Origin of the sequence: Pedobacter jeongneungensis, from assembly GCF_000633455.1 — a bacterium.
GTDB classification, from domain to species: domain Bacteria; phylum Bacteroidota; class Bacteroidia; order Sphingobacteriales; family Sphingobacteriaceae; genus Pedobacter; species Pedobacter jeongneungensis_A.
This window is the reverse complement of the sequence record NZ_AYMG01000039.1, coordinates 125,921-146,014: the sequence shown is the minus strand read 5'-3', so window position 1 is coordinate 146,014 and position 20,094 is coordinate 125,921. Positions and strand designations below refer to the sequence as shown.

The window sequence follows — 20,094 nt, the reverse complement described above, 5'->3', positions numbered from 1 at the left end:
GATGCATTAGCTATCATTGCGGCCCTGCGGAAAAATGTTCTTATCGAAATGGTGGTGATGGTAGAAGTTTTGCCTGTCTATTTCTACTGTTTCTTCTTCTAGTTTCAATGCGGCAGGACTGCCAATAACCATCCTGATGTGGTCTTCCATTTCTGGAGTTACCTCGCCGATAATGTATCTGGGCATTGCCTCCAGCTGCTCCTGGTGAAAATCAGAAGTCAGGATTTCTTTTTCGCTGGTGTCAAGATCAACAAGACCGATAGGGATAAGTATTTTTTTATCTTCTACCGTTGTGGTGCCTTCATCCAGGGCAACGATTGCGTAACGTACCGTATTTGCTTCTGGATCGAAAAGTAAGTCATGCACTTTGCCAATGCGGTTTTCGCCGCTCTTTACCGGCCAGCCGGTGATATCTGCCTCACCTGCGGTGAGTGTATAATTACTAATGGATAATTCTTGAAGATTACTGTAAATGATCTGGTGGTTGTTCATAATAAAATAGATTAAAGCATAAATAATTATAACAGTTGCCGAAAGCGATTAGTTTGCAGTTTTTGGTTTAAAATCCGTTAACTGCTGGTAATAAGCATATTTAACAATTTTATTTAAGTTGTAATTTAATTGCATTTTATATTGTTCCATGCGAATAGCATACCAGGTAGAATCCAGTTAGTGATGATTTTTGTTTATTTTTAGCAAAAAATATAATATGTCATTCACCGCCCTGGGTTTATCACCGGATTTATTAAAAGTATTATCAGATCAGAATTTTACTGAACCTACACCAATTCAACAAACGGCCATACCGGCGATATTAAATAATAAAGATATTTTGGGCATTGCTAAAACAGGCTCTGGAAAAACAGCCAGCTATGTTTTGCCTTTGTTAATGAACGTGCAAAAAGCACCTAAGCTTAAAAACCGGCATGTTAATGTATTGGTTTTGGTACCTACCCGCGAACTTGCAGAGCAGGTTAAAGATGTTTTCCGGACTTTTAGCCTCGGGCTTTCTATACCTGTTAAAACATTAGCGGTATATGGTGGTGTTTCCATTAATCCACAAATGACGGCCCTGCAAGGGGTAAATGTACTTATTGCCACTCCGGGCAGGCTATTAGAGCTGGTAGATTCAAATGCAGTGTATTTATCTCTTATTGAGACTTTAGTGCTTGATGAGGCCGACAAGATGCTTAACCTGGGGTTTAAAGAAGAAGTGGATAAAATCATTTCCCTTTTACCTGAAAAACGTCAGAACATATTATTATCAGCTACTTTGAATGCAGATCTTCAGGCGATTCATCAGGTTTTGCTGCATGATCCACTGGTGATCAAAATTGAGACTCAGGAGGATTCTATTGAACAGATTAATCAGGTGGCTTATATCGTTTCGGATGAAAAAAAGGGGCCTTTTTTACGTTATCTGATCAATCATCATGAAATGCAGCAAGTATTGATATTTGCCTCGTCGGTTCATACTGCCGATGCTATTGTAAACAAACTGCGTAAAAATAACTTCGATGCAAAAGCTATCCACAGCAAAAAAAGTCAGGGTGCGAGGAACGAAGCTTTGTATCTTTTTAAATCAGGAAAACTCAGGATATTGGTTGCCACAGATTTAATGGGGAGAGGAATTGATATTAATCAACTTCCATTTGTAATTAATTATGAATTACCAAGATCGCCGAAAGATTATATTCATCGCATTGGTAGAACCGGACGTGCCGGAAGCGTAGGAGAGGCCATCTCTCTGGTTAGTCCGGATGAATTACACCATTTTGGGGTAATAGAAAAAAAGATGGGTAAACAGGTTGAAATGATTGATAGTGAACGCGTGAAATAAATACCCCATTGGTATATTCATTATAACTGATAACGGCTTAATCTGTTTTAATATTATGTTTTGAAGCCCTGCTTAGCGCTTTGTTTCATGAGCTAAGCAGGCCTTTAAGTTAAAACAAACTATTGTTGTTTTTTTAATGCCAATGAATCTTTTGCCCGCTTTTTGAAAAAACCACGCAATAGGAAATTGCTTTGTACAGCTTCTAGGTCTTCGTCTAGTTTTTTGCTGCTTTTTTCCAGATTTAACATAATTGCTCTCACCTGTTCTGCTGTTTTCTGGTCGTTTAATAGCAGTCCGGCAGCATTGTCTGAAGTTTTCAATTTTGCCGATGCAGCATCCAGGTTAGCGGCCAGGCTCGAAGCCGACTCTACAGATTTTTGTAAGGTAGCAGCAGATCGCTCCAGCTTCTTAAATACAGCTGTATCGGTAAGCATTTTATCCATCAATCCGTTTTTAGTATTCAGTGTTTTTCCAAAACGGCCGAGTAGCTCGGCACTTTGTGCTGTAGAAATGGATGTACGGTTTAAGTTTGCCACCATCGATTTAAAGTTGATAGCAAGCTCCTGATCGGATAATAAAGCACCAGCAGCACCTTTTCCGTCAATCAGGTTTCTGGCCAGTATCTTAAAGTCACCGGTAACATCAACCAGGTTTTTATTATTTACCTGCAAAGTTTTCATAATGTCGTCGGTAGAAAGTGAAGTATTCACTTTTAGCATGTCTCCATCTTCCACGAAAGGAAATTTCGGATTGCCGCCGGTAATTACCACAATCTTATTTCCAATCAATCCATCAGCACCAATGCTTGCGCCTGCATCTTTATGGATGTATTTATGCACATCTTCCTCTATACTGAGCAATACTTTTACCTGTGAAGTGCCAAAAAAATCAATTTTCTTGATGGTACCAATTTTTACACCAGAAAACCATACATTATTGCCCTTTTTTAAACCCTGGATATCGTTAAATACCACGCTTAGTGTAAAACTTTTAACAAATGTTTTCTTTTGGCTGCCCAGTGTAAATATGCCCAATACGAAAATCAGGATACCTATGGCAATGAAAATACCTACTGTTATTTTTTTTCTGTTTTCATTCATGGTTATTGTATAAAATTGTAATCGAAAAATGGTTGTGCCTGCTTATCACCCGAATTAAAAACCTGCTCGAAGGTGCCTTTTCTATCAAAATTCCGTTCAATCAGCATGGCAACCCTGTTACCTACTTCTTTGGCGCAGGTAAGATCGTGGGTGATGATAATTGCACTGGTATGGTAACGTTCCTGTACATCGTTAATGAGTTTATTGATTTCACGTGAGGTAATTGGGTCAAGTCCGGCAGTTGGCTCATCATAAAGCATAATTTCGGGCCTTAAAATTAAAGTTCTGGCTATGCCTATCCGTTTCCGCTGTCCGCCCGAAAGTTCTGAAGGCATTTGATTAATGGTTTGAGAAAGACCAACAGCATCCAGCATTTCTTCAACTGATGACTTTACTTCCTGCTTGGTTAAATCTTTCCGGTTACGCACCAAAGGAAATTCCAAGTTCTCCCTCACTGTCATACTATCATACAGCGCACTGTTCTGGAACGAAAATCCAACCCTTAACCGGAGTGCAAGAAGTGCTTCATATGAAATTTCATCTACAACCTGATTGAGTACACGCACCAGCCCCGAATCTGGTTTGAGCAAGCCAATAATAATTTTGATCAGTACCGATTTACCCGTTCCGGATTTGCCTAAAACCACCAGGTTTTCTCCTTTATATAAGTCAAGGGAAGCATTTTCAAGAACGGTGTAATTTCCAAAAGCCTTGTTAAGCCCTTTAATCTCAATCACTTTTTCGACACTTTCGTCTGTAAATTGTTTTTCTCTCATAACCGACGGCTTAGGTATTAAACAAACTAAATATCTGTACACATACTACTTCTTCCACAAAAATGAGGAACATGGCAATTACCACTGAAGAGTTAGCGGCTTTACCTACACCTTCGGTGCCCTTAGATGAATTGTAGCCCTGATAACAGCCTACAATAGCAATGGTGAAGCCAAAAAGTATGGCCTTTACGGTAGAAGCAATAATATCCAGATAAGTAATGCTTTCCAGCGAACTTTGAAAAAAGGTAGTGGCACTTGTTCCCTCGTTTACCGAAACATTGAGCAATGCGCCCAGCATGCCAACCATAGCGGTGTAAAAAGTAAGAATAGGCATGGTGATCGTAGCCGCCAGTACCCGGGTACTCACCAGAAATTTGAAAGGGTTGGTGGCCGAAACTTCCATTGCATCAATCTGCTCACTAACTTTCATTGAACCCAGTTCTGCGCCTATACTCGAACCCACTTTTCCGGCGGCAATGAGACCGGTAAGTAAGGGAGCCAAAGTTCGCAACAAGGCTATTCCCACCAGTGAGGGAAGCCAGGATGTTGCACCGAACTCAGAAAGCGATGGTCTCGACTGTTTTGTAAATACCAGGCCAGTAATAAAACCTGTTGTGGAAATTAATAGGGCAGACCGATAACCAATTTCGTAACATTGCCGCACCAGTTCTTTAAGTTCGTAAGGTGGGAGGAAGGCTTCTTTAAAAAACCTGCCCATGAATTTAAAAACATCATAAAGGGTAATAAACCAGGCTGCAAAACGCCCAACTGGCTTCAGTTCGTTTTGATTGGCATTTAAATCTTTCTCTGTTGCCATTGTTTTTGGGTTCCTGTTTTCATCTATTTGATCAATGTTTTATAGGCTATTTTTTCTTGCTTTTGAGTTAACCCGATGTGCAATAGCTTAATATCCTAACCTATACGTAAAAGTGTGCAAATTGTTTGTTTTTTTAACTTTAAATTTTGTTAAATCTTACAATCGCTATATCTAAAGGATGAATGCTTTCAAGAATCTAAAAACCAATTATTCAGGGGAAGAAATAATGATTTTTTATTAAAGATAATCTTTTTGATGGTGTGGTGGGGCACACCGAGATTTTATCATAATGTTAATTTTGATTAGAATGGGTACATTGAGCCTGTCGAAGCGTTTTAATATATTTTAAACAGTCCTTCGACAGGCTCATGATGACAAATCTATTTTGATGATAATCTTGTAATGAAAAAATAAATTTTAATAACCTGGGTTCTGAACAAGGTTCGGATTTCCAAGCTGGTTATCAGGAATCGGGAATACCAGGTATTTTGCCTCACTGGCGGGTTTTTCCTGCCAGGCCGCAAGAAATTTCCCAAAGCGGATCAAATCCTGTCTCCTAAAGCTTTCCCAGTAAAGTTCTCTTCCCCGTTCATCAAGCAGATTGTCTAAAGTTAAGCTGGTAAAGGCTGAAGCACCCCTTGTTGTTCTGATCTGGTTAACCAAAGTTAATGCAGACGCTGGTTGAGAGGTTCTTAACAGTGCTTCGGCTTTCATTAACAATACGTCGGCATAGCGGTAATAAACCCAATCGTTATCTGGTTTTTTTGATCCGGTATTGGCATAATCGATGGGATATTTAACTACCCTTATGCCCGCAACTTCCAGGTGGTTAGGATCACGTTCGATGATGCTCACTTCAGGGGTAAAGGCTAACGGGTTTCCTTTTCTGTCTTTCAGTGCAACCCCTTTCTGATCGAACTGCTGACCAATTAAAAAACCTACCCTGATTCCGGAGATGTTGGTTTGCCCTGTATAATTTCCTCCTCTTCTGGTATCAGTGGCCTCAAATTTATTGTAGAAGTTAGATAATGTAGAAAAACCATTGTAACCATTGGGGTTTTGGTTATAATGAAGGGTACACTTCCACATTCCGTCTAAATCGCTGCCTGTTACACCAGCAGAGTTTTGCGAGGTGAAAATATTTTCTGTAGAAAGTGTATTGTTTGAAGGGGCGAAATTATCGAAATAATTAGCCGTAAGCGTGTATCCGCCAGTTGCAATTTCATCCGCAAGAGAAATTACTTTAGCCATATCTGCCTGATCGAAAGTTGGTGCCGCACGGTTTAAAATCGCACCTTTATTGAGGTAAATCTTCATGAGCAGCGTTCGGGCTGCATTTTTATTGGCTTCATTCGCCGGACCATTTGGCAACAGCGGAATAATGGCGGTTAACTCATTAACTAAATAAGCAATTTCATCGGCTGCATTTCTAACCCTCGATGGTTTGGTTACACCTTCTCCAGGGTCGCGGTAGGGTACCTGGCCCCAGCCATCCAAAACCGAAAATTCTGAAAATGCCCTGATGAAACGTGCAGTTGCGGCCTGAGCAGGCGTAGGATTAAAACCCAATACATTTGTGCTTACGTAGCTAATACTGTTTAAATCTCTGAATACATCCGAAATCCTGGCATCATCTGCTGCCCATTTATGCAAATGAAGGGCACGCCAGGCCCCGTTATCATCCCAATCGCCGGCACGTGTAGGTACAATTACTTCATCAGAGGTTACTTCCTGCAGGGCAGACCAGTTCCACGGCGCCTGGTAAGGGCCCCTCATGGCGGTATAACTTGCTGTAATTAGTCCGGGAACGTCATTTGATCCCAGCGCACCTGAACTCACCTGGCCATTTAAGTTTTCATCTAGTTTGGTACAGCCTGATAGCGCAAGGGTGGCGGCTACGAAGCTGATGATATATTTATTTTTCATGTGATTATATTTGAAAATTAAAGTGAAAAATTAACACCAAAATTGAAAGTTCTGACAGTAGGATAGGCCGTATAATCTATGCCTGCTGATGGTACGCCATTGATGCTTTTATTTACATTTACCTCCGGATCGAAACCAGTATAATTGGTGATGACGAACAGATTCTGACCATTAACATAGATATTGAGTGATTTGACGGCTTTACCGACATTACCAATGTTGTAATTAATGGTGGCATTGGCCAATTTTACGTAATCTCCTTTCTCGATATACCTTGATGATGCCGCAATGGGGTTGGCCAATGATTCCTGGATACCCGAATTAACGAGTGCTGAAGAAATATTCCTCGTACCCAGATTTGAAATGGCTAAAACCGAATTTGCCGTATTGTTGTAAATGCTCTGACCGAATGAGCCATTGAAATTGGCTGTTAATGAGAATTTTTTGTACCTCAGGTTGGTACTTAAACCCATAATTGCTTTAGGATTCGGATTTCCGAGGTAATATTTGGTGAAACCATCATCTGTATAGGTAGAAAATCCGCTTGCATCTAAACCATTGTATTGTCTGGTTACCATGGCGAATAATGGCAGGCCATTTTTGATCACCTCTAAATTTACCCCGCTTAGTCCCTGGCCGCTTAATGATCCTGTTCTGATTAATCCGGTAAGGTTTTTAACCGTATTTTTAATAAAAGTAACGTTACCACCCAAAGACCAGGATAGCTTGTCATTATCTATAATATTGGCATTCAGGCTAATTTCCAGCCCTTTGTTCTGCACTTCTCCATCTAAATTATACCAGGTAATTACACCATTGGGCGCAGCAGGTGAGAATGCACTCTGTGGAAACAATAAATCTGAGGTAACTTTATTAAAGTAATCAATAGACCCTGTTAGCTTATTGTTTAAGAAACCAAAATCAATACCAATGTTGGTTTGTTTATCTTCCTGCCATTTTAAATCTGGGTTGGCGTTATTGATGCCCACTAAACCATCAACCCCTCTGATTACAAAACGCTGTTGAGAAGATCCCGATGGGAAATCCTGGTTGCCGGTTTTGCCATAGCCCAATCTTAATTTTAACTGGTTAAGCCATTGCGCATCACTTAAAAAACTTTCCTTTTTAACATCCCAGGCAGCAGCAAAAGAAGGGAAATAACCATATTTATTATTGGCTCCAAACTTAGTTGAACCATCGGCCCTGAAAGTAGCTGTTAAGATATATTTACTATCGTAATTAAAAATTGCCCTTGCAAAATAAGACTGCAACTCCGTTGTGGGGTCGTTACTGGTTACAAAAGTACGGTTAACCGGTAGGGTGGCTTCAAATGCATCGGTATAATCTACCGCAATATCTCCAAAGCCGGTTGCTGTATTAATGGCACCTTTACTGATGAAGTTAGAATATTCATAACCGATAACGGCATTTAAATTCAGTTTACTTGCAATTTCTTTATTGAAATTTAAGGTATTGGTAAACTGTTGTGTAACCAGTTCGGTATTTGAATAACTGGCAAAACCACCTTTAAAAGCCCCATCAGGTTGAATGCCCTGAAGATTTAAGGTACTTCTGGTAGAAGACCTTCTGATACCGGTACTGTAATTCACGCTGGCCAGCATCCTGTACTCCAGCCATGGCGTAATTTTATAATATGGGGATACACTTCCTAAAATGGTAGAAACCTTTGCCTTATCGCTATTTGCAGCTAAAGCAGCCAATGGATTGATGGTGGTAGAACCATAATCGATAAATAAACTACCATCGGGATTATAAAAAGACTGGGTAGGATTCCAGGATAATGCCTGACTGATTAAACTGCCTGTAAAACCAGCATCGGTGGTAATTGGGGCAATGTTTTCTAAATACTGGTTGCTGATCATATTTACATCTAAACCCAGTTTTTTGCTTTCTAAAAATTTAAAATTGCCATTAAAGCCTGCACTGTATTTTTTAAAGTCGGATGCTTTAATAATTCCTTGTTGGTTTTGATAGGCAAGCGATGCTCTAAAAGTATTACCGTTATTACCTCCACTAATCCCTACCGAATAATTCTGGTTGTAAGCCGTACGAAGTACTTCATCCAGGGCATTAACACTGGTGCCAAAATCACCAGCGGTGAGGTTATATTTTTTGAGGGCTGCCCGATATTCATCACCCGTTAGCACATCCACTTTTCTGGCAATACTGCCAACACCTGCTGATGCGTTTACATCAATTTTAGTTTCACCTGATTTTCCTCTTTTTGTGGTAATTAAAACCACGCCATAGGCTGCACGTGAACCGTAAATTGCTGTTGCCGATGCATCTTTAAGGATTTCCATCGATTCAATATCGGCAGGGTTGATAAAGTTTAAAGGGTTTCCATCAGGTGTGGTACCTGTACCCGCACTGGCAGTTAAGCCTCCAACACCAGCATTGGTTGATGGCCTGGCCGATCTTCCATCCAGGGCAACACCATCCACCACATAAAGCGGCTGTCCGGTGCCTGTTATGGCAGAGTTACCCCTTATGCGCACTGTAGAAGCGCCTCCCGGCTGACCGCTGTTGTTGATCATCTGTACGCCGGCAACTTTACCCTGGATTAATTGATCAGGGGCATTTAAAGGCCCTTTGTTAAAATCTTTCGCCGAAACAGTTGTCGCGGCGCCGGTTAAATCGCTTTTCCTTACCGAAGCATAGCCGATAACCACCACTGCGTCCAGGTTATTTAAGGAGGCCATGGTGATATTGATTGTAGCTTGGTTATTGATGCTAACAGTTTGTGTTTCCATTCCAACAAAGCTGAAAACAAGCTGGGTGCCACCTGTTGGAACGGTAATGGAATATTTGCCTTCAGCATCAGTCTGTGCTTTGGTAGTGCCTGGTTTTACCTGAATGGTTACACCGGCCATTGGTATCTTTTCATTGTCGAGTACAACGCCCTTAACTACGCTTTGTGCAAAAGCTGATGTGCTGAGCAGCAGCATGCAGCAACTTATCATCATGAGTTTTTGCAAAGAATGCAATTTCTGTTTGTTGGATAAAACAGCCCAATTGCTTTTTGGTAAAGTAATGTTCATAGTTGATTTAATTATTTGGTTAGAAAAATTAACTGATTTTATAGAGGTGATTGCTAAAATCTAGGGCGATTTATTTTTTCTGTACTTGTTCATGATGTTTAGTTTAGTTAATAATTGATCTTCATGAATTTGATTAGCCATGTGTCGGGTTTTGTAATGGCCCGATTCTCTAACTCATCATCTGTAATTCATTTTTGTTAAATTACTAAAAATGTAATACATGTAAGTATGTATTGTATTTATTAATTTAAATAATGTTTGGTCTTAATTTGTCTTTTTAAAGCTAATTAAGGATGATACAATTGTAGGAAACAATATATCTGGAGTAGAATAATATTGATATACTAACGGAAGCTAACCAGGCTGTAAACACTGTACAGCATTATGAATAGTATAAATAAATGGATTTTAGGGATGAAGAAGAATCCTTATTTATTCCTCATCCACAGCAAAACTGTACCTAAAAAGGTATTAAAATGGCATTTTTTCCTACTAGTGGCACAGAAAAATATTAAAGCCCTAAAGTCTCAGCTCCATCTTTTGGAAGATGGCCAGGAAATCCTCGACTGTATTAAAATAAAGCTAACACCTGGCCATATACCTGGCCATTTTGTTACGCAGGTATTTTCCGGGCAGGAAACACTCTTTCATATCGCCGATCTGGTGCATTCGGCAATACTTGTTGTGGAACATCCCGAATGGGGATTTGATGGTGATACCGATTTCGACCTTGCCATCAAATCGAGGGTTAAGGTACTGGCTGAACTTGCAGCATCGAGATCAAAGGTGTTTTCTTATCACCTTCCATGGCCGGGTTTAGGGCATGTAAAAAATGATGGAAAAGGATTTAAATGGGTACAAGAGCCTTTAATGCTTCCTGATTGATATACTACCTTTGAGCATAAAACCGCTAACTGGGTGGCTTTATGCCTGGGGTTTGGTTCCTTGTACAAGAATAACTGCTGATACTCATCACAAATACTTAAAGTGATTGATCGGCTCAAAAAGATCTGGGTGATTAAGAAGGTACAAAACAAATTAGGTGTATAGAGCGATAGCAATAAGGAAATCGATATGATATTGATTATTTATTGTATTTTTTTATGTGCTGTTTTTGGAGATTAAATTATAGTGAAAAGCTAATCCTCAATTCTTTTAATAATGGATTTTTGTTAGTTTTATGGCCTCTATGCGCTCGATTTTTTTATTCATTGCCTTATCTTTTTTTTGCTCTTCAGCTTTTGGCTCGGTCTTTCTTGTTACAGATAAGGGGGATAGCGGTATGGGTACACTGAGGGAAGCTATTGTTCAGGCTAATGCTAATGGTGCCACTGAAGTTGATTATATTTATTTTAACCTCCCAGGCAATACTGAGGAAGATAGAACAATATTGATCGCTTCGAGTCTGCCAATGCTGAGTTCGAAAATTGTGATCGATGGAACGAGCCAGCCCGGTGACCGGATAGGAATGAGCAATGCCCGCATCATTATTAAAACGCTTAGAACATTCGATAAGCCAGATATTTTATTGTTTGCAGCTAAAGATGTGGAGCAGATAGAATTGTATGGCATCTATTTTTTAGATACTACCCAGCCGAATCTTAGCTATCCAGGTGATGTAAAGAGAGCAATCGATATTATTAATGCTAAGAATATCATCATAGGAGATAAGGGAAAAGGAAATGTATTTAACGGTTATAGAGGATATTGGGGCGCTGTAGCAATAACTAAGTGTGATGGTCTAAAAATCGCAGATAGTTATTTTGGGGTAAGTCCCTATGAGAATAAACTCGTTTCTACGGAAGCTGTTGTGTTTGAGGATGTAAACAACATTGAGCTAGGCGGTCCGGAAAAGGGTAATGTGATCTTTGATACATTTGTCTTTCGCTTTACTGACAGGACAAAACTTTTTAATGTTGATATCAATAGTAACAACATAGCTGTTTATAAAGATGGATTAACCACCGAGTGGTGGCTTAATGAAACCTATTTCAGGATTGCATCAACTTACGATAATCAGGGATCATCGAAAAGCAAAATAAACCTTAAAGTGTCAGATAATCTGTTTTCCCATTCTTCAGGTAGTGGAGCTTTAGAGTTTAAAAATTTAGATGGATCAATCAGAATTTGGCATAACTGGTTCAATATTGATCGCAGTGGCAAGATTGAATTGGGAAATAAGATTGGATGTGCACTTTCTGCCGAGAGCACTAATGCGGAAATTGTTTTCGGTGATACAGATCCAGGCCTTGGCAATATTGTAGGTTATAGTGGGGGTATCTTTAATGGATATGCCAGTGAAAAGATTAAGATTATCAGAAATTCGTTTAGATGTATGTCTGGCAAAATATATAACTATGGACAAACCAAGATCCCTTACGTAGAAGTTATGGAAACTACTTCGGGGCACATTAAGGGAAAGAGTTCGCCCTCAGCAATTGTGGATGTTTACCTTAGCGATGATTGTACCAGTTGTTCTCCGGAAACTTATTTAGGGACTACTAATGCCACAACAAGTGGAGAATGGCAATTTAACTTTGCCACGGTTTATGCTCGAAATATACTGGTTAATGCACATGTAGGCAATCAGTCTTCAGATTTTTCCACGCCCCAGATCAATACCGCTGCATTGAAGATCACAGATGTAGATTGTTCAAATACAGGAAAGATTTCAGGCGTGGAGATTCGTAATACTGATAAATTTAAATGGATAAATGAAAAAGGCGACGTCGTATCAAGAGAACTCGAACTTAAAAATGCTGTTCCTGGTAGATATAAATTAATCGTTGGAGAGTTTTGCCCTACTGAGTCCAATTATTTTACAATCAGGAACTTGAGTCCGGTAGTATTTGCAAACTATGCGGTAATTAAGCAGCCAACTTGCGGACGCTCAGATGGAAGCTTGACAAATTTTTTTGCCAGCACAGAGGACGGTGCTATTTTAACTTATTCCTGGACGAATAGTAATGGAGTTGAAGTTGGCAATACACGTGATGTGAGGGACCTGCCAGCGGGAAGTTATACACTGAAGGCGAGTTCTCCAAAATGTAGTACCACCTACGGACCGGTAACCCTGAAGTCTGCCGGATCTCCGAATATTGATGTCACAGCTTTAGTTAAATTGCCAAGCAAATGCAATCAGGCTACTGGAAGTATAACCAATATCGGAATTTCAGGAACCGGGAATATCGTTTATCAATGGAAAAATGAGAAAAACGAGGTTGTTGGAAATCAAAAGGATCTTTCTAATGTAGTTGCCGGAAAATATACACTTCAAATAACAGATGCAGGAGGTTGCGGGCCTGTATATTCTGATGCCATCGAAGTTATAGAGGAGAATGGTATTATCATCGATGAAATTGGATTATCCATTGCAGAAAGCCAATGCAAAAATAACAATGGAAAAATTAGTGGGATGAAAGTAACCGGGGCCACCCGCTTTGAGTGGTTGGATGGGAATGGTAATGTTGTTTCCAATGAATTGGATCTGGTGAATGTTGGTCCGGGCGATTACTACTTAAAAGCTGCTAATATGTTTTGCAGTAAGCTGAGTGCGGTGCATAAGGTCACATTACAATCATCAACTGCCAATTTTGCATCCACTAAAATCTTAAAAGATGCAAGTTGTGGCTTAAACAACGGCAAGATCTCAGTGATCTTCACTGCGCAAAAACCACTGGGCTATAGATGGGAAAATGCGGATAAGGTAACTATCGGAAATATTGAGAATATCGAAAATCTGTCAGAAGGTACGTACAACCTGTATATTATAGATGACCTTGGGTGCGAGCGTTTTTATTTGCCTTACACCATTGGACGAGTAAAATCGATTGAACTGTATGACAATGGAACGATTGTTAATGATGAGTGTAGTTTAGGGAAAGGAAGCATTAAAGGACTGGATAGGACAGGTGGGATAGCTCCATTTGAATATAAATGGTTGGATGAGGATGGGCAGGTAAAAGGTGAGGGCATATCATTGACCGATGTACGTTCTGGACGATACCAGCTCATGGTAAAGGATGCGAATGGCTGTTTAGCAATGTCTTCGGTTTATACCGTTGGTAATGATGTTTCTATTCTAGCTTCTCCCATAACAAAAGACACCCGGTTATGCGGTCCCGGGAAAGCCTTGATTGAGGCTAAAGGGGAGGGTACATCATTTCGGCTTTATGATACTGAACTTTCAGGATCGCATATACAGGAAAAGGTAAACGGTCAGTTTTTTGTAGAGGTGAGTGGAAATAAGAGTTTTTATGTGTCACAAATGAGAGGAGAGTGCGAAAGTGAGCGTAAGGAAATAAAGGTCAGTGTTGGATTAAGTGCAGTAAATGTTATTAACTCCTTTACACCAAATGATGATGGCGTAAACGATTTTTGGGTGATTAAAGGAATAGAAAACTATCCACAAGCCCTGATATCAGTATTTAACCGCTATGGAAAAAAAGTTTTCGAGTCAAAAGGTTATACCTCTCCGTTTGATGGAAAAGTTGGAGGGGAGCTTTTACCACCTGCAACCTATTATTACATGATCAATTTGGGCACATCTTGTGGAATGATCAATGGCAGCCTGACTTTAATCCGGTAAATTTCTAATTCAGTACTGATAAGGTTTTATTTCATCTACCTTTTGAAATATCTTTGAACGCTAAAGATCTTGTTCCTGACGGTTGGTTTTCCCAACCACTACAGATTCTCTCCAGAATTGAGCTTTATTATTGTACCAGATAAACTTTGATCCAAATGGATGGGGCGGTAGAAAACTTATTAACCAGGGTAAAATATTTTGCTGAAGAGCGACTGAAGAACCGGCTTTCTCAAAAAATGTATTTCCATAATCTTGAGCATACCTTACTGGTGGTAGATGGTGCAGAATCGATCAGCCGTCAGGTTGGTCTATCAGAGACAGACCGTTTGGTTGTGCTGCTAGCTGCGTTTTTGCATGATCTGGGCTATACAGAAAAATACATCGGGCATGAGGAAGCCAGTGCAGCTATTGCGGCAGATTTCCTTTTAGCAAACGGTCTTAATCAGGAAAGGATCGAATTGGTGCGCGGATGCATTATGGCTACACGTTTTCCGCAAAATCCCAAAAACGAACTCGAAATGGTGATTTGTGATGCAGATTTTTACCACTTTTCTTTAAACGACTATCAGGACTATGCTGATAGACTAAAAGCCGAGTGGGAAGAAAACCTTGGACTAGTTTATACCGATATGGCCTGGAATATACTAAATCTGGAAATGCTCAGGCGGCACGAGTACTTTACTTCATATGGTAAAAAAACATTGCAGGAAAAGAAAATGCTGAACATTGAAAAACTGATTAACCGTATCGGCTAATACACATTTTTTAAAAATATGGATCTGCGCATCCAACGCTTGTAAACTTTACTTTAAAAAGCCCGCATAATTTAATAATTTACACCATGAAAATTTTGGTCATTGAGGATGAACAGGCACTTTCTGATAGTATTCTTGATTATTTTACCGGTGAGGGCAATATCTGTGAACTTGCAGGTGATTTTGCCTCGGCATCCGAAAAAATAGCACTGTATCATTACGACTGCATTCTGCTAGACCTTGGATTGCCGGATGGAGAAGGTCTTGAATTGTTGACCCAGCTAAAAAGTGCCAATAAAAAAGACGGCGTATTGATTATTTCGGCCAGGCATTCACTGGATGACCGTTTGGCCGGACTTGATCTTGGTGCTGATGATTATCTGGTAAAACCTTTCCATCTTTCTGAACTTAAAGCAAGGGTAAGCGCAATTGTGAGAAGAAAGAATTTTGATGGAAATAATGTAATTACCTTTAATGAGATCAAGGTTGATGTTGCCGCAATGAAAATCACCGTAAACGAGCAGCCCGTTTTACTGACTAAAAAAGAATTCGACTTATTGATCTATTTCCTGTCCAATAAAAATAAAGTGGTAACCAAAAACGCCATGGCTGAGCATCTTTGGGGCGATGAAATGGACTTATCTGATGATTTTGACTTTATTTATACGCACGTTAAAAACCTAAAGAAAAAGCTTAGCGAGGCCGGTTCCAAAGACTATCTGCGTTCTGTTTACGGTATTGGCTATAAATTTAGCAGCCAATGAAACTCTCCAGCCGTTATAACAGGGTAAATATCATCACCTCCATCATCGTGCTGATCATTACTGGAATTATCTATTACCTGGTGATCCACCTCATTCTGACCAATAAGCTTGATAAAGACCTTGCAGTTGAAGAAAACGAGATCAGGCAATATACCCAAACCTACAAAAAACTGCCGTTGCCGGCAACCTATCTCGATCAGCAGGTTTCCTATCGTGAGCCAAAGGGCGATATTACTGATGTACGCGAATTTATCTATACTACATATTTAAACCCCAAAGAGAAAGAACAGGAACCAGGAAGAAGCCTGGTAACTACAGTTGATCTCAATGGTAAGACTGTAATTGTTACCATCACAAAATCGCGTGTAGAATCGGAAGATCTGGTCAGGATTATCTTAATGATAACTTTAGGTATAACTGTATTGCTTCTGGTTTTGTTATTATTAATCAACCGATTTGTACTGAACAGGTTATGGAAACCATTTTATGTGGTTCTTAACAGGATGAAGGCTTTTGAGGTAACCCGGATGGATAACATTAAGGAAGAACCCACCAGGATAGATGAATTTAACGAACTCAATATATCGGTAAATGCAATGGCCGAAAAGGTGAAACAGGATTATAAAGAACTTAAAAGTTTTACCGATAATGCTTCGCATGAAATGATGACGCCGCTGGCCATAATCAATTCTAAACTCGATTCACTCCTGCAGACCGAATCTTTTACAGAGCAGCAGGGCGCTTTATTGGAAGATATTTACCAGGCCACGGGCAGGCTTTCGAGATTGCACCAGTCGCTTTTACTGTTGGCCAAGATCGAAAATAACCTGATTTCGGATACTCAGGAAGTAGATTTAAAAGAACTGATCGAAGCAAAAATCCGTCAGTTTCATGAACTTTTTGAGCGCGATGGATTAAATGTAGAGGTAAAGCTATCGGAACGAAAAGTAACCATGAGCCGTTACCTCGCTGATATCCTTTTGAACAACCTCGTTAGTAATGCGGTGAGGCACAATATAAGCGGTGGAAAGATCATGATCGAATTAACGGCAGAGAAACTTGCCGTTTCCAATACCGGAAAAAATCTAAATATCCAAAACCGGATGTTCGACCGTTTTTCAAAATCTACAGAATCAGAAGGAATGGGACTGGGGCTGGCCATCAGCAAACAGATCTGTAACCTCTACGGATTCGGTATTGAATACAGCCATATCGAAAACATCCATGTTTTTTCAATTTATTTAGGTTAAGGCAGATAACTACAGAATTCCTCCATAATTGCATGATAGTTTTGAATCAAATTAAAACTTAAGGTCATGCGTAGATTATTCTTATCCTCCATATTTTTTATCACTACCATATCTTTTTGTTCCGCCCAGGTTATTGATTCTACTTTAGTCGCTTCAGCAGATTCCACTACGAGATGGTACGCCGGAAATATTATGCCAAAGGCCAAATTCAGACCACTTACCTTTATTGCACCTGTGGTACTAATGGGTTATGGTTTTGCCGCGGTTTATGATCATGGGGCGCTCAAACAGCTTGATGTGAGTACCAAAGATGAACTACAGGAAGACCATCCGCTTTTTGCAGCCCATGTTGACGATTATCTCCAGCTAGCTCCGGCAGCAGCTGTTTATGCACTCAATCTTTCCGGTATTAAAGGAAAACACAACCTTTTTGATGCCTCTATGTTGTATGTAACATCTGCCGCAATTATGGGTGTTTCTACCCATTTTGTAAAACAGGGCGTAGGCAGGGAGAGACCTGATGATTCGGGTACCAATTCTTTTCCCTCAGGGCATACAGCCTCAGCCTTTATGGCGGCAGAATTTCTCCATCAGGAATATAAGGATGTAAATCCATGGATTGGTTATGCAGGGTATTTTGTGGCCACTGCTACTGGTACACTTAGGATGTACAATAACAAACACTGGTTTAGCGACGTGGTAGCAGGTGCAGGTTTCGGAATTGCTTCTACCAAAATCGCTTACCTGATTTATCCCTATATGAAAAGCCTGTTTACGACAAAAAAAGAAGGTAATTTTACTTTGATGCCTTTCCATCAGCCTGGAAGTGCCGGACTGATGCTTTCGGGGAGGTTTTAGTTGCTTTAAAACGACAACATGAACTTTTGGGCTTTATTTTATTGCATTCGTATTTTATATTACTGCTATTTCCTTAAATACAATCTCACAAAAGATAACTACAGAATTACTTCATAATTCGATATTAACTTAGCCTGTGTAATAATTGAAATTCAAATCTGAAAAGATTAAAACAATAAGATGAACAAGATCTATAAACTGCTCGCTACCGTTTTACTGATTGTTTCGGGTACCATGGTTAAGGCACAAGCGCCGGTAAAAAACCTGGATTATTATTTGGGACAGGCTAAATCATCAAGTCCCGTACTTAAAGATTTTGAAAACCAGCGCAGAACGGCCGGAATTGATAGTCTGATTGTTAGGGCAACCGCAAAACCACAGGTAACAGGGACGAGTACAGGTTTATACGCACCGGTTATACGTAGCTATGGTTACGACGAGGTGCTTACCAACGGACAGGCCCTGGATGCAATGTTGAATGTAAATTACGACCTGTTGAACAAAAAAAGAATCAACAACCAGCTTGAAGGCATCAAGATTCAGAGCGATTCGGTAAAGTATGCAGGCCAGCTTTCGTTTTTTGACCTTAACAGATCGATTATTGACCAATATATTACTGCATTTGCCAGTCAGCAACAGGTTGATTTTAACCGTGAAGTGGTTACGCTTTTAGATAAAGAAGAAAAACTGTTAAAAACCCTCACACGGAGCAATATCTATAAACAATCAGAATACCTGACCTTTCTGGTTACCCTTCAGCAACAGCAGCTCAATTTAAAACAGGCAGAACTTCAGTTTAAAAACGACTACGCAACACTCAATTATCTTGCTGGTGTAGCCGATACTACTCAGGCTACCCTTGCCGAACCCAAACTGCAAAGTGAGGTGTTTTCTGGCAACAAAAGTTTTTTTACCAGACGTTTCGAACTGGATAGTTTAAAAAACACCAACCTCAAAAACAGCATCGACCTTAACTATAAACCAAAACTTGGTATTTATGCCAATGGCGGTTATAATTCATCGCTGGTGCTTCAGCCTTATAAAAATTTTGGTGCCAGTATAGGTTTTACCTTTTCGGTGCCGATATACGATGGCCACCAACGAAAAATGCAATACGATAAACTGAGCCTTTCATCGAATACAATTGCGGGTTATCGTGATTTTTTTATCCGCCAACAAACCCAGCAGATCAACCTCATCCGCCAGCAGATTACGCAGACCGATGCGCTTTTTGGTAAGATAAATGAGCAAATCCGCTTTAGTAAAGGACTTATCGATGTAGACAGCAAATTGCTTCATACAGGCGACTTAAGGGTGTCTGATTTTATTATTGCCATCAACAATTACCTCTCTGCGCAAAACCTGTTGAGGCAGACCAATATCAACCGACTAAAACTGATCAACCAATTTAATTACTGGAACAGATAACCATGCAAAAATATTTAAAGTTAACCTTCGGTGCCATGGCCATAATTTCCTGCCTGTCGGCATGCAGCAGTGCAGATTCTACAGCAGTGGAAGACACGCCCTCACCAGTTACCCCTGTGCAGATAACCAATCCAAAAGACAGTTCACTTTCCGAATATGTAGAACTATCGGCCGTTTCAGCCTATCTGGAAAAAAGCTTTGTAAAGGCCAATATCAATGGTTATGTAGAGCGGGTGAATGCAAAAACCGGTCAACAGGTAGGAAACGGACAATTGCTTTTTACCCTGATTACAAAAGAGGCCCGTTCTATAGGTAATACGGTAAATAAACTTGATCCCGGTTTTAAATTTTCAGGTGTTTCCAATATCCGTTCAGGTCAGGCGGGCACCATTATACAAGTGAACCACCAGAATGGTGATTATGTTCAGGATGGGGAGGCCCTGGCCACCATCAGTAACCGCAACAGCCTGGTTTTTCTGCTCGATCTCCCTTACGAACTAAATCAGATCATCGCGCAGAACAAATCATTAGATATACTTTTACCCGATGGAACCAGGCTGGCCGGATCGGTTTCAGGTACTATGCCATCGGTTGATTCGCTTGCCCAAACCCAACGTTATATCATCAAGGTACCCACAGGAAAAGATATTCCACAGGGACTTATCGCCAGGGTGAGGCTAACCAAGCTTAGTCATGCGCAGGCGCAGGTACTGCCTAAATCGGCCGTTTTATCAAATGAAACGGAAGATGAATTTTGGGTGATGAAAATGATCAACGATTCGACTGCTATCAAAGTGAAGGTGAAAAAGGGAATAGAAAGCAGTTCTTTGGTTGAAGTAATCGAACCCAGGTTTTCAACAACCGACCGCATCATCAAAACCGGAAATTATGGTATTGCCGATACGGCCAGGGTAAAAATACAGCAATAGC

The 20,094-nt window shown here is 40.2% G+C and carries 15 protein-coding genes; 9 read left to right on the top strand and 6 right to left on the bottom strand.

The genetic code is table 11. From position 1 onward, the window contains the following. Window positions 1-6: 6 nt before the first annotated feature. Entirely contained in the window at window positions 7-492 is a 486-nt protein-coding gene (locus U859_RS0129100) for a PRC-barrel domain-containing protein (protein ID WP_025146731.1), read from the bottom strand. A gap of 217 nt (window positions 493-709) precedes the next feature. On the opposite strand from U859_RS0129100, the gene U859_RS0129090 reads away from it, so the two are divergent. Continuing rightward, on the top strand, window positions 710-1,840 hold the full coding sequence (locus tag U859_RS0129090; RefSeq protein ID WP_025146730.1) for a DEAD/DEAH box helicase: 1,131 nt from the start codon (window positions 710-712) through the stop codon (window positions 1,838-1,840). 119 nt (window positions 1,841-1,959) lie between these two features. Here U859_RS0129090 and U859_RS0129085 read toward each other — a convergent pair whose 3' ends face one another. The 5 genes from U859_RS0129085 to U859_RS0129065 all read right to left on the bottom strand — a co-directional run bounded on the left by U859_RS0129085 (window position 1,960) and on the right by U859_RS0129065 (window position 9,446). Beyond that, window positions 1,960-2,940 (bottom strand): MlaD family protein, encoded by a 981-nt coding sequence (locus U859_RS0129085; RefSeq protein ID WP_051584807.1) that lies wholly within the window; start codon window positions 2,938-2,940, stop codon window positions 1,960-1,962. Between the two features lie 2 nt (window positions 2,941-2,942). Then, complete coding sequence (locus U859_RS0129080; protein WP_025146728.1) at window positions 2,943-3,716, bottom strand: ABC transporter ATP-binding protein; 774 nt, start codon at window positions 3,714-3,716, stop codon at window positions 2,943-2,945. A gap of 10 nt (window positions 3,717-3,726) precedes the next feature. Beyond that, entirely contained in the window at window positions 3,727-4,434 is a 708-nt protein-coding gene (locus tag U859_RS0129075; protein ID WP_410477236.1) for an MlaE family ABC transporter permease, read from the bottom strand. 516 nt (window positions 4,435-4,950) lie between these two features. Further along, window positions 4,951-6,459, bottom strand: coding sequence for a RagB/SusD family nutrient uptake outer membrane protein (locus U859_RS0129070; RefSeq protein WP_025146726.1), 1,509 nt, complete (start codon window positions 6,457-6,459; stop codon window positions 4,951-4,953). Window positions 6,460-6,476: 17 nt separating this feature from the next. Then, complete coding sequence (locus U859_RS0129065; protein WP_029986286.1) at window positions 6,477-9,446, bottom strand: SusC/RagA family TonB-linked outer membrane protein; 2,970 nt, start codon at window positions 9,444-9,446, stop codon at window positions 6,477-6,479. A gap of 459 nt (window positions 9,447-9,905) precedes the next feature. Here U859_RS0129065 and U859_RS0129060 point away from each other — a divergent pair, with 459 nt between their 5' ends. The 8 genes from U859_RS0129060 (at window position 9,906) to U859_RS0129025 (ending at window position 20,093) form a co-directional block, all read left to right on the top strand. Then, the gene (locus U859_RS0129060; RefSeq protein ID WP_162800088.1) at window positions 9,906-10,406 is read left to right on the top strand and encodes a hypothetical protein; all 501 of its coding nucleotides are present in this window, start codon (window positions 9,906-9,908) and stop codon (window positions 10,404-10,406) included. 397 nt (window positions 10,407-10,803) lie between these two features. Continuing rightward, entirely contained in the window at window positions 10,804-14,109 is a 3,306-nt protein-coding gene (locus tag U859_RS0129055) for a gliding motility-associated C-terminal domain-containing protein (protein WP_162800087.1), read from the top strand. 155 nt (window positions 14,110-14,264) lie between these two features. Continuing rightward, window positions 14,265-14,864, top strand: coding sequence for an HD domain-containing protein (locus tag U859_RS0129050; RefSeq protein WP_025146722.1), 600 nt, complete (start codon window positions 14,265-14,267; stop codon window positions 14,862-14,864). 86 nt (window positions 14,865-14,950) lie between these two features. Then, window positions 14,951-15,628: a response regulator transcription factor gene (locus U859_RS0129045; RefSeq protein ID WP_025146721.1), complete on the top strand. Its 678-nt coding sequence runs from the start codon at window positions 14,951-14,953 to the stop codon at window positions 15,626-15,628. Further along, window positions 15,625-16,878, top strand: coding sequence for a sensor histidine kinase (locus U859_RS0129040; protein WP_025146720.1), 1,254 nt, complete (start codon window positions 15,625-15,627; stop codon window positions 16,876-16,878). Before U859_RS0129045 ends, U859_RS0129040 begins: the two co-directional genes overlap by 4 nt. Before the next feature lie 66 nt (window positions 16,879-16,944). After that, window positions 16,945-17,736: a phosphatase PAP2 family protein gene (locus U859_RS0129035; protein ID WP_051584806.1), complete on the top strand. Its 792-nt coding sequence runs from the start codon at window positions 16,945-16,947 to the stop codon at window positions 17,734-17,736. A gap of 180 nt (window positions 17,737-17,916) precedes the next feature. Then, the gene (locus U859_RS0129030; protein ID WP_025146718.1) at window positions 17,917-19,164 is read left to right on the top strand and encodes a TolC family protein; all 1,248 of its coding nucleotides are present in this window, start codon (window positions 17,917-17,919) and stop codon (window positions 19,162-19,164) included. 2 nt (window positions 19,165-19,166) lie between these two features. Beyond that, window positions 19,167-20,093: an efflux RND transporter periplasmic adaptor subunit gene (locus U859_RS0129025; protein ID WP_025146717.1), complete on the top strand. Its 927-nt coding sequence runs from the start codon at window positions 19,167-19,169 to the stop codon at window positions 20,091-20,093. Window position 20,094 lies beyond the last annotated feature (1 nt).

Coding starts and splice junctions, on each gene's coding strand:
- U859_RS0129100 (WP_025146731.1), bottom strand. CDS start 492: ATGAACAACCACCAGATCATTTACAGTAATCTTCAAGAATTATCCATT.
- U859_RS0129090 (WP_025146730.1), top strand. CDS start 710: ATGTCATTCACCGCCCTGGGTTTATCACCGGATTTATTAAAAGTATTA.
- U859_RS0129085 (WP_051584807.1), bottom strand. CDS start 2,940: ATGAATGAAAACAGAAAAAAAATAACAGTAGGTATTTTCATTGCCATA.
- U859_RS0129080 (WP_025146728.1), bottom strand. CDS start 3,716: ATGAGAGAAAAACAATTTACAGACGAAAGTGTCGAAAAAGTGATTGAG.
- U859_RS0129075 (WP_410477236.1), bottom strand. CDS start 4,434: ATGGGCAGGTTTTTTAAAGAAGCCTTCCTCCCACCTTACGAACTTAAA.
- U859_RS0129070 (WP_025146726.1), bottom strand. CDS start 6,459: ATGAAAAATAAATATATCATCAGCTTCGTAGCCGCCACCCTTGCGCTA.
- U859_RS0129065 (WP_029986286.1), bottom strand. CDS start 9,446: ATGATGATAAGTTGCTGCATGCTGCTGCTCAGCACATCAGCTTTTGCA.
- U859_RS0129060 (WP_162800088.1), top strand. CDS start 9,906: ATGAATAGTATAAATAAATGGATTTTAGGGATGAAGAAGAATCCTTAT.
- U859_RS0129055 (WP_162800087.1), top strand. CDS start 10,804: ATGGGTACACTGAGGGAAGCTATTGTTCAGGCTAATGCTAATGGTGCC.
- U859_RS0129050 (WP_025146722.1), top strand. CDS start 14,265: ATGGATGGGGCGGTAGAAAACTTATTAACCAGGGTAAAATATTTTGCT.
- U859_RS0129045 (WP_025146721.1), top strand. CDS start 14,951: ATGAAAATTTTGGTCATTGAGGATGAACAGGCACTTTCTGATAGTATT.
- U859_RS0129040 (WP_025146720.1), top strand. CDS start 15,625: ATGAAACTCTCCAGCCGTTATAACAGGGTAAATATCATCACCTCCATC.
- U859_RS0129035 (WP_051584806.1), top strand. CDS start 16,945: ATGCGTAGATTATTCTTATCCTCCATATTTTTTATCACTACCATATCT.
- U859_RS0129030 (WP_025146718.1), top strand. CDS start 17,917: ATGAACAAGATCTATAAACTGCTCGCTACCGTTTTACTGATTGTTTCG.
- U859_RS0129025 (WP_025146717.1), top strand. CDS start 19,167: ATGCAAAAATATTTAAAGTTAACCTTCGGTGCCATGGCCATAATTTCC.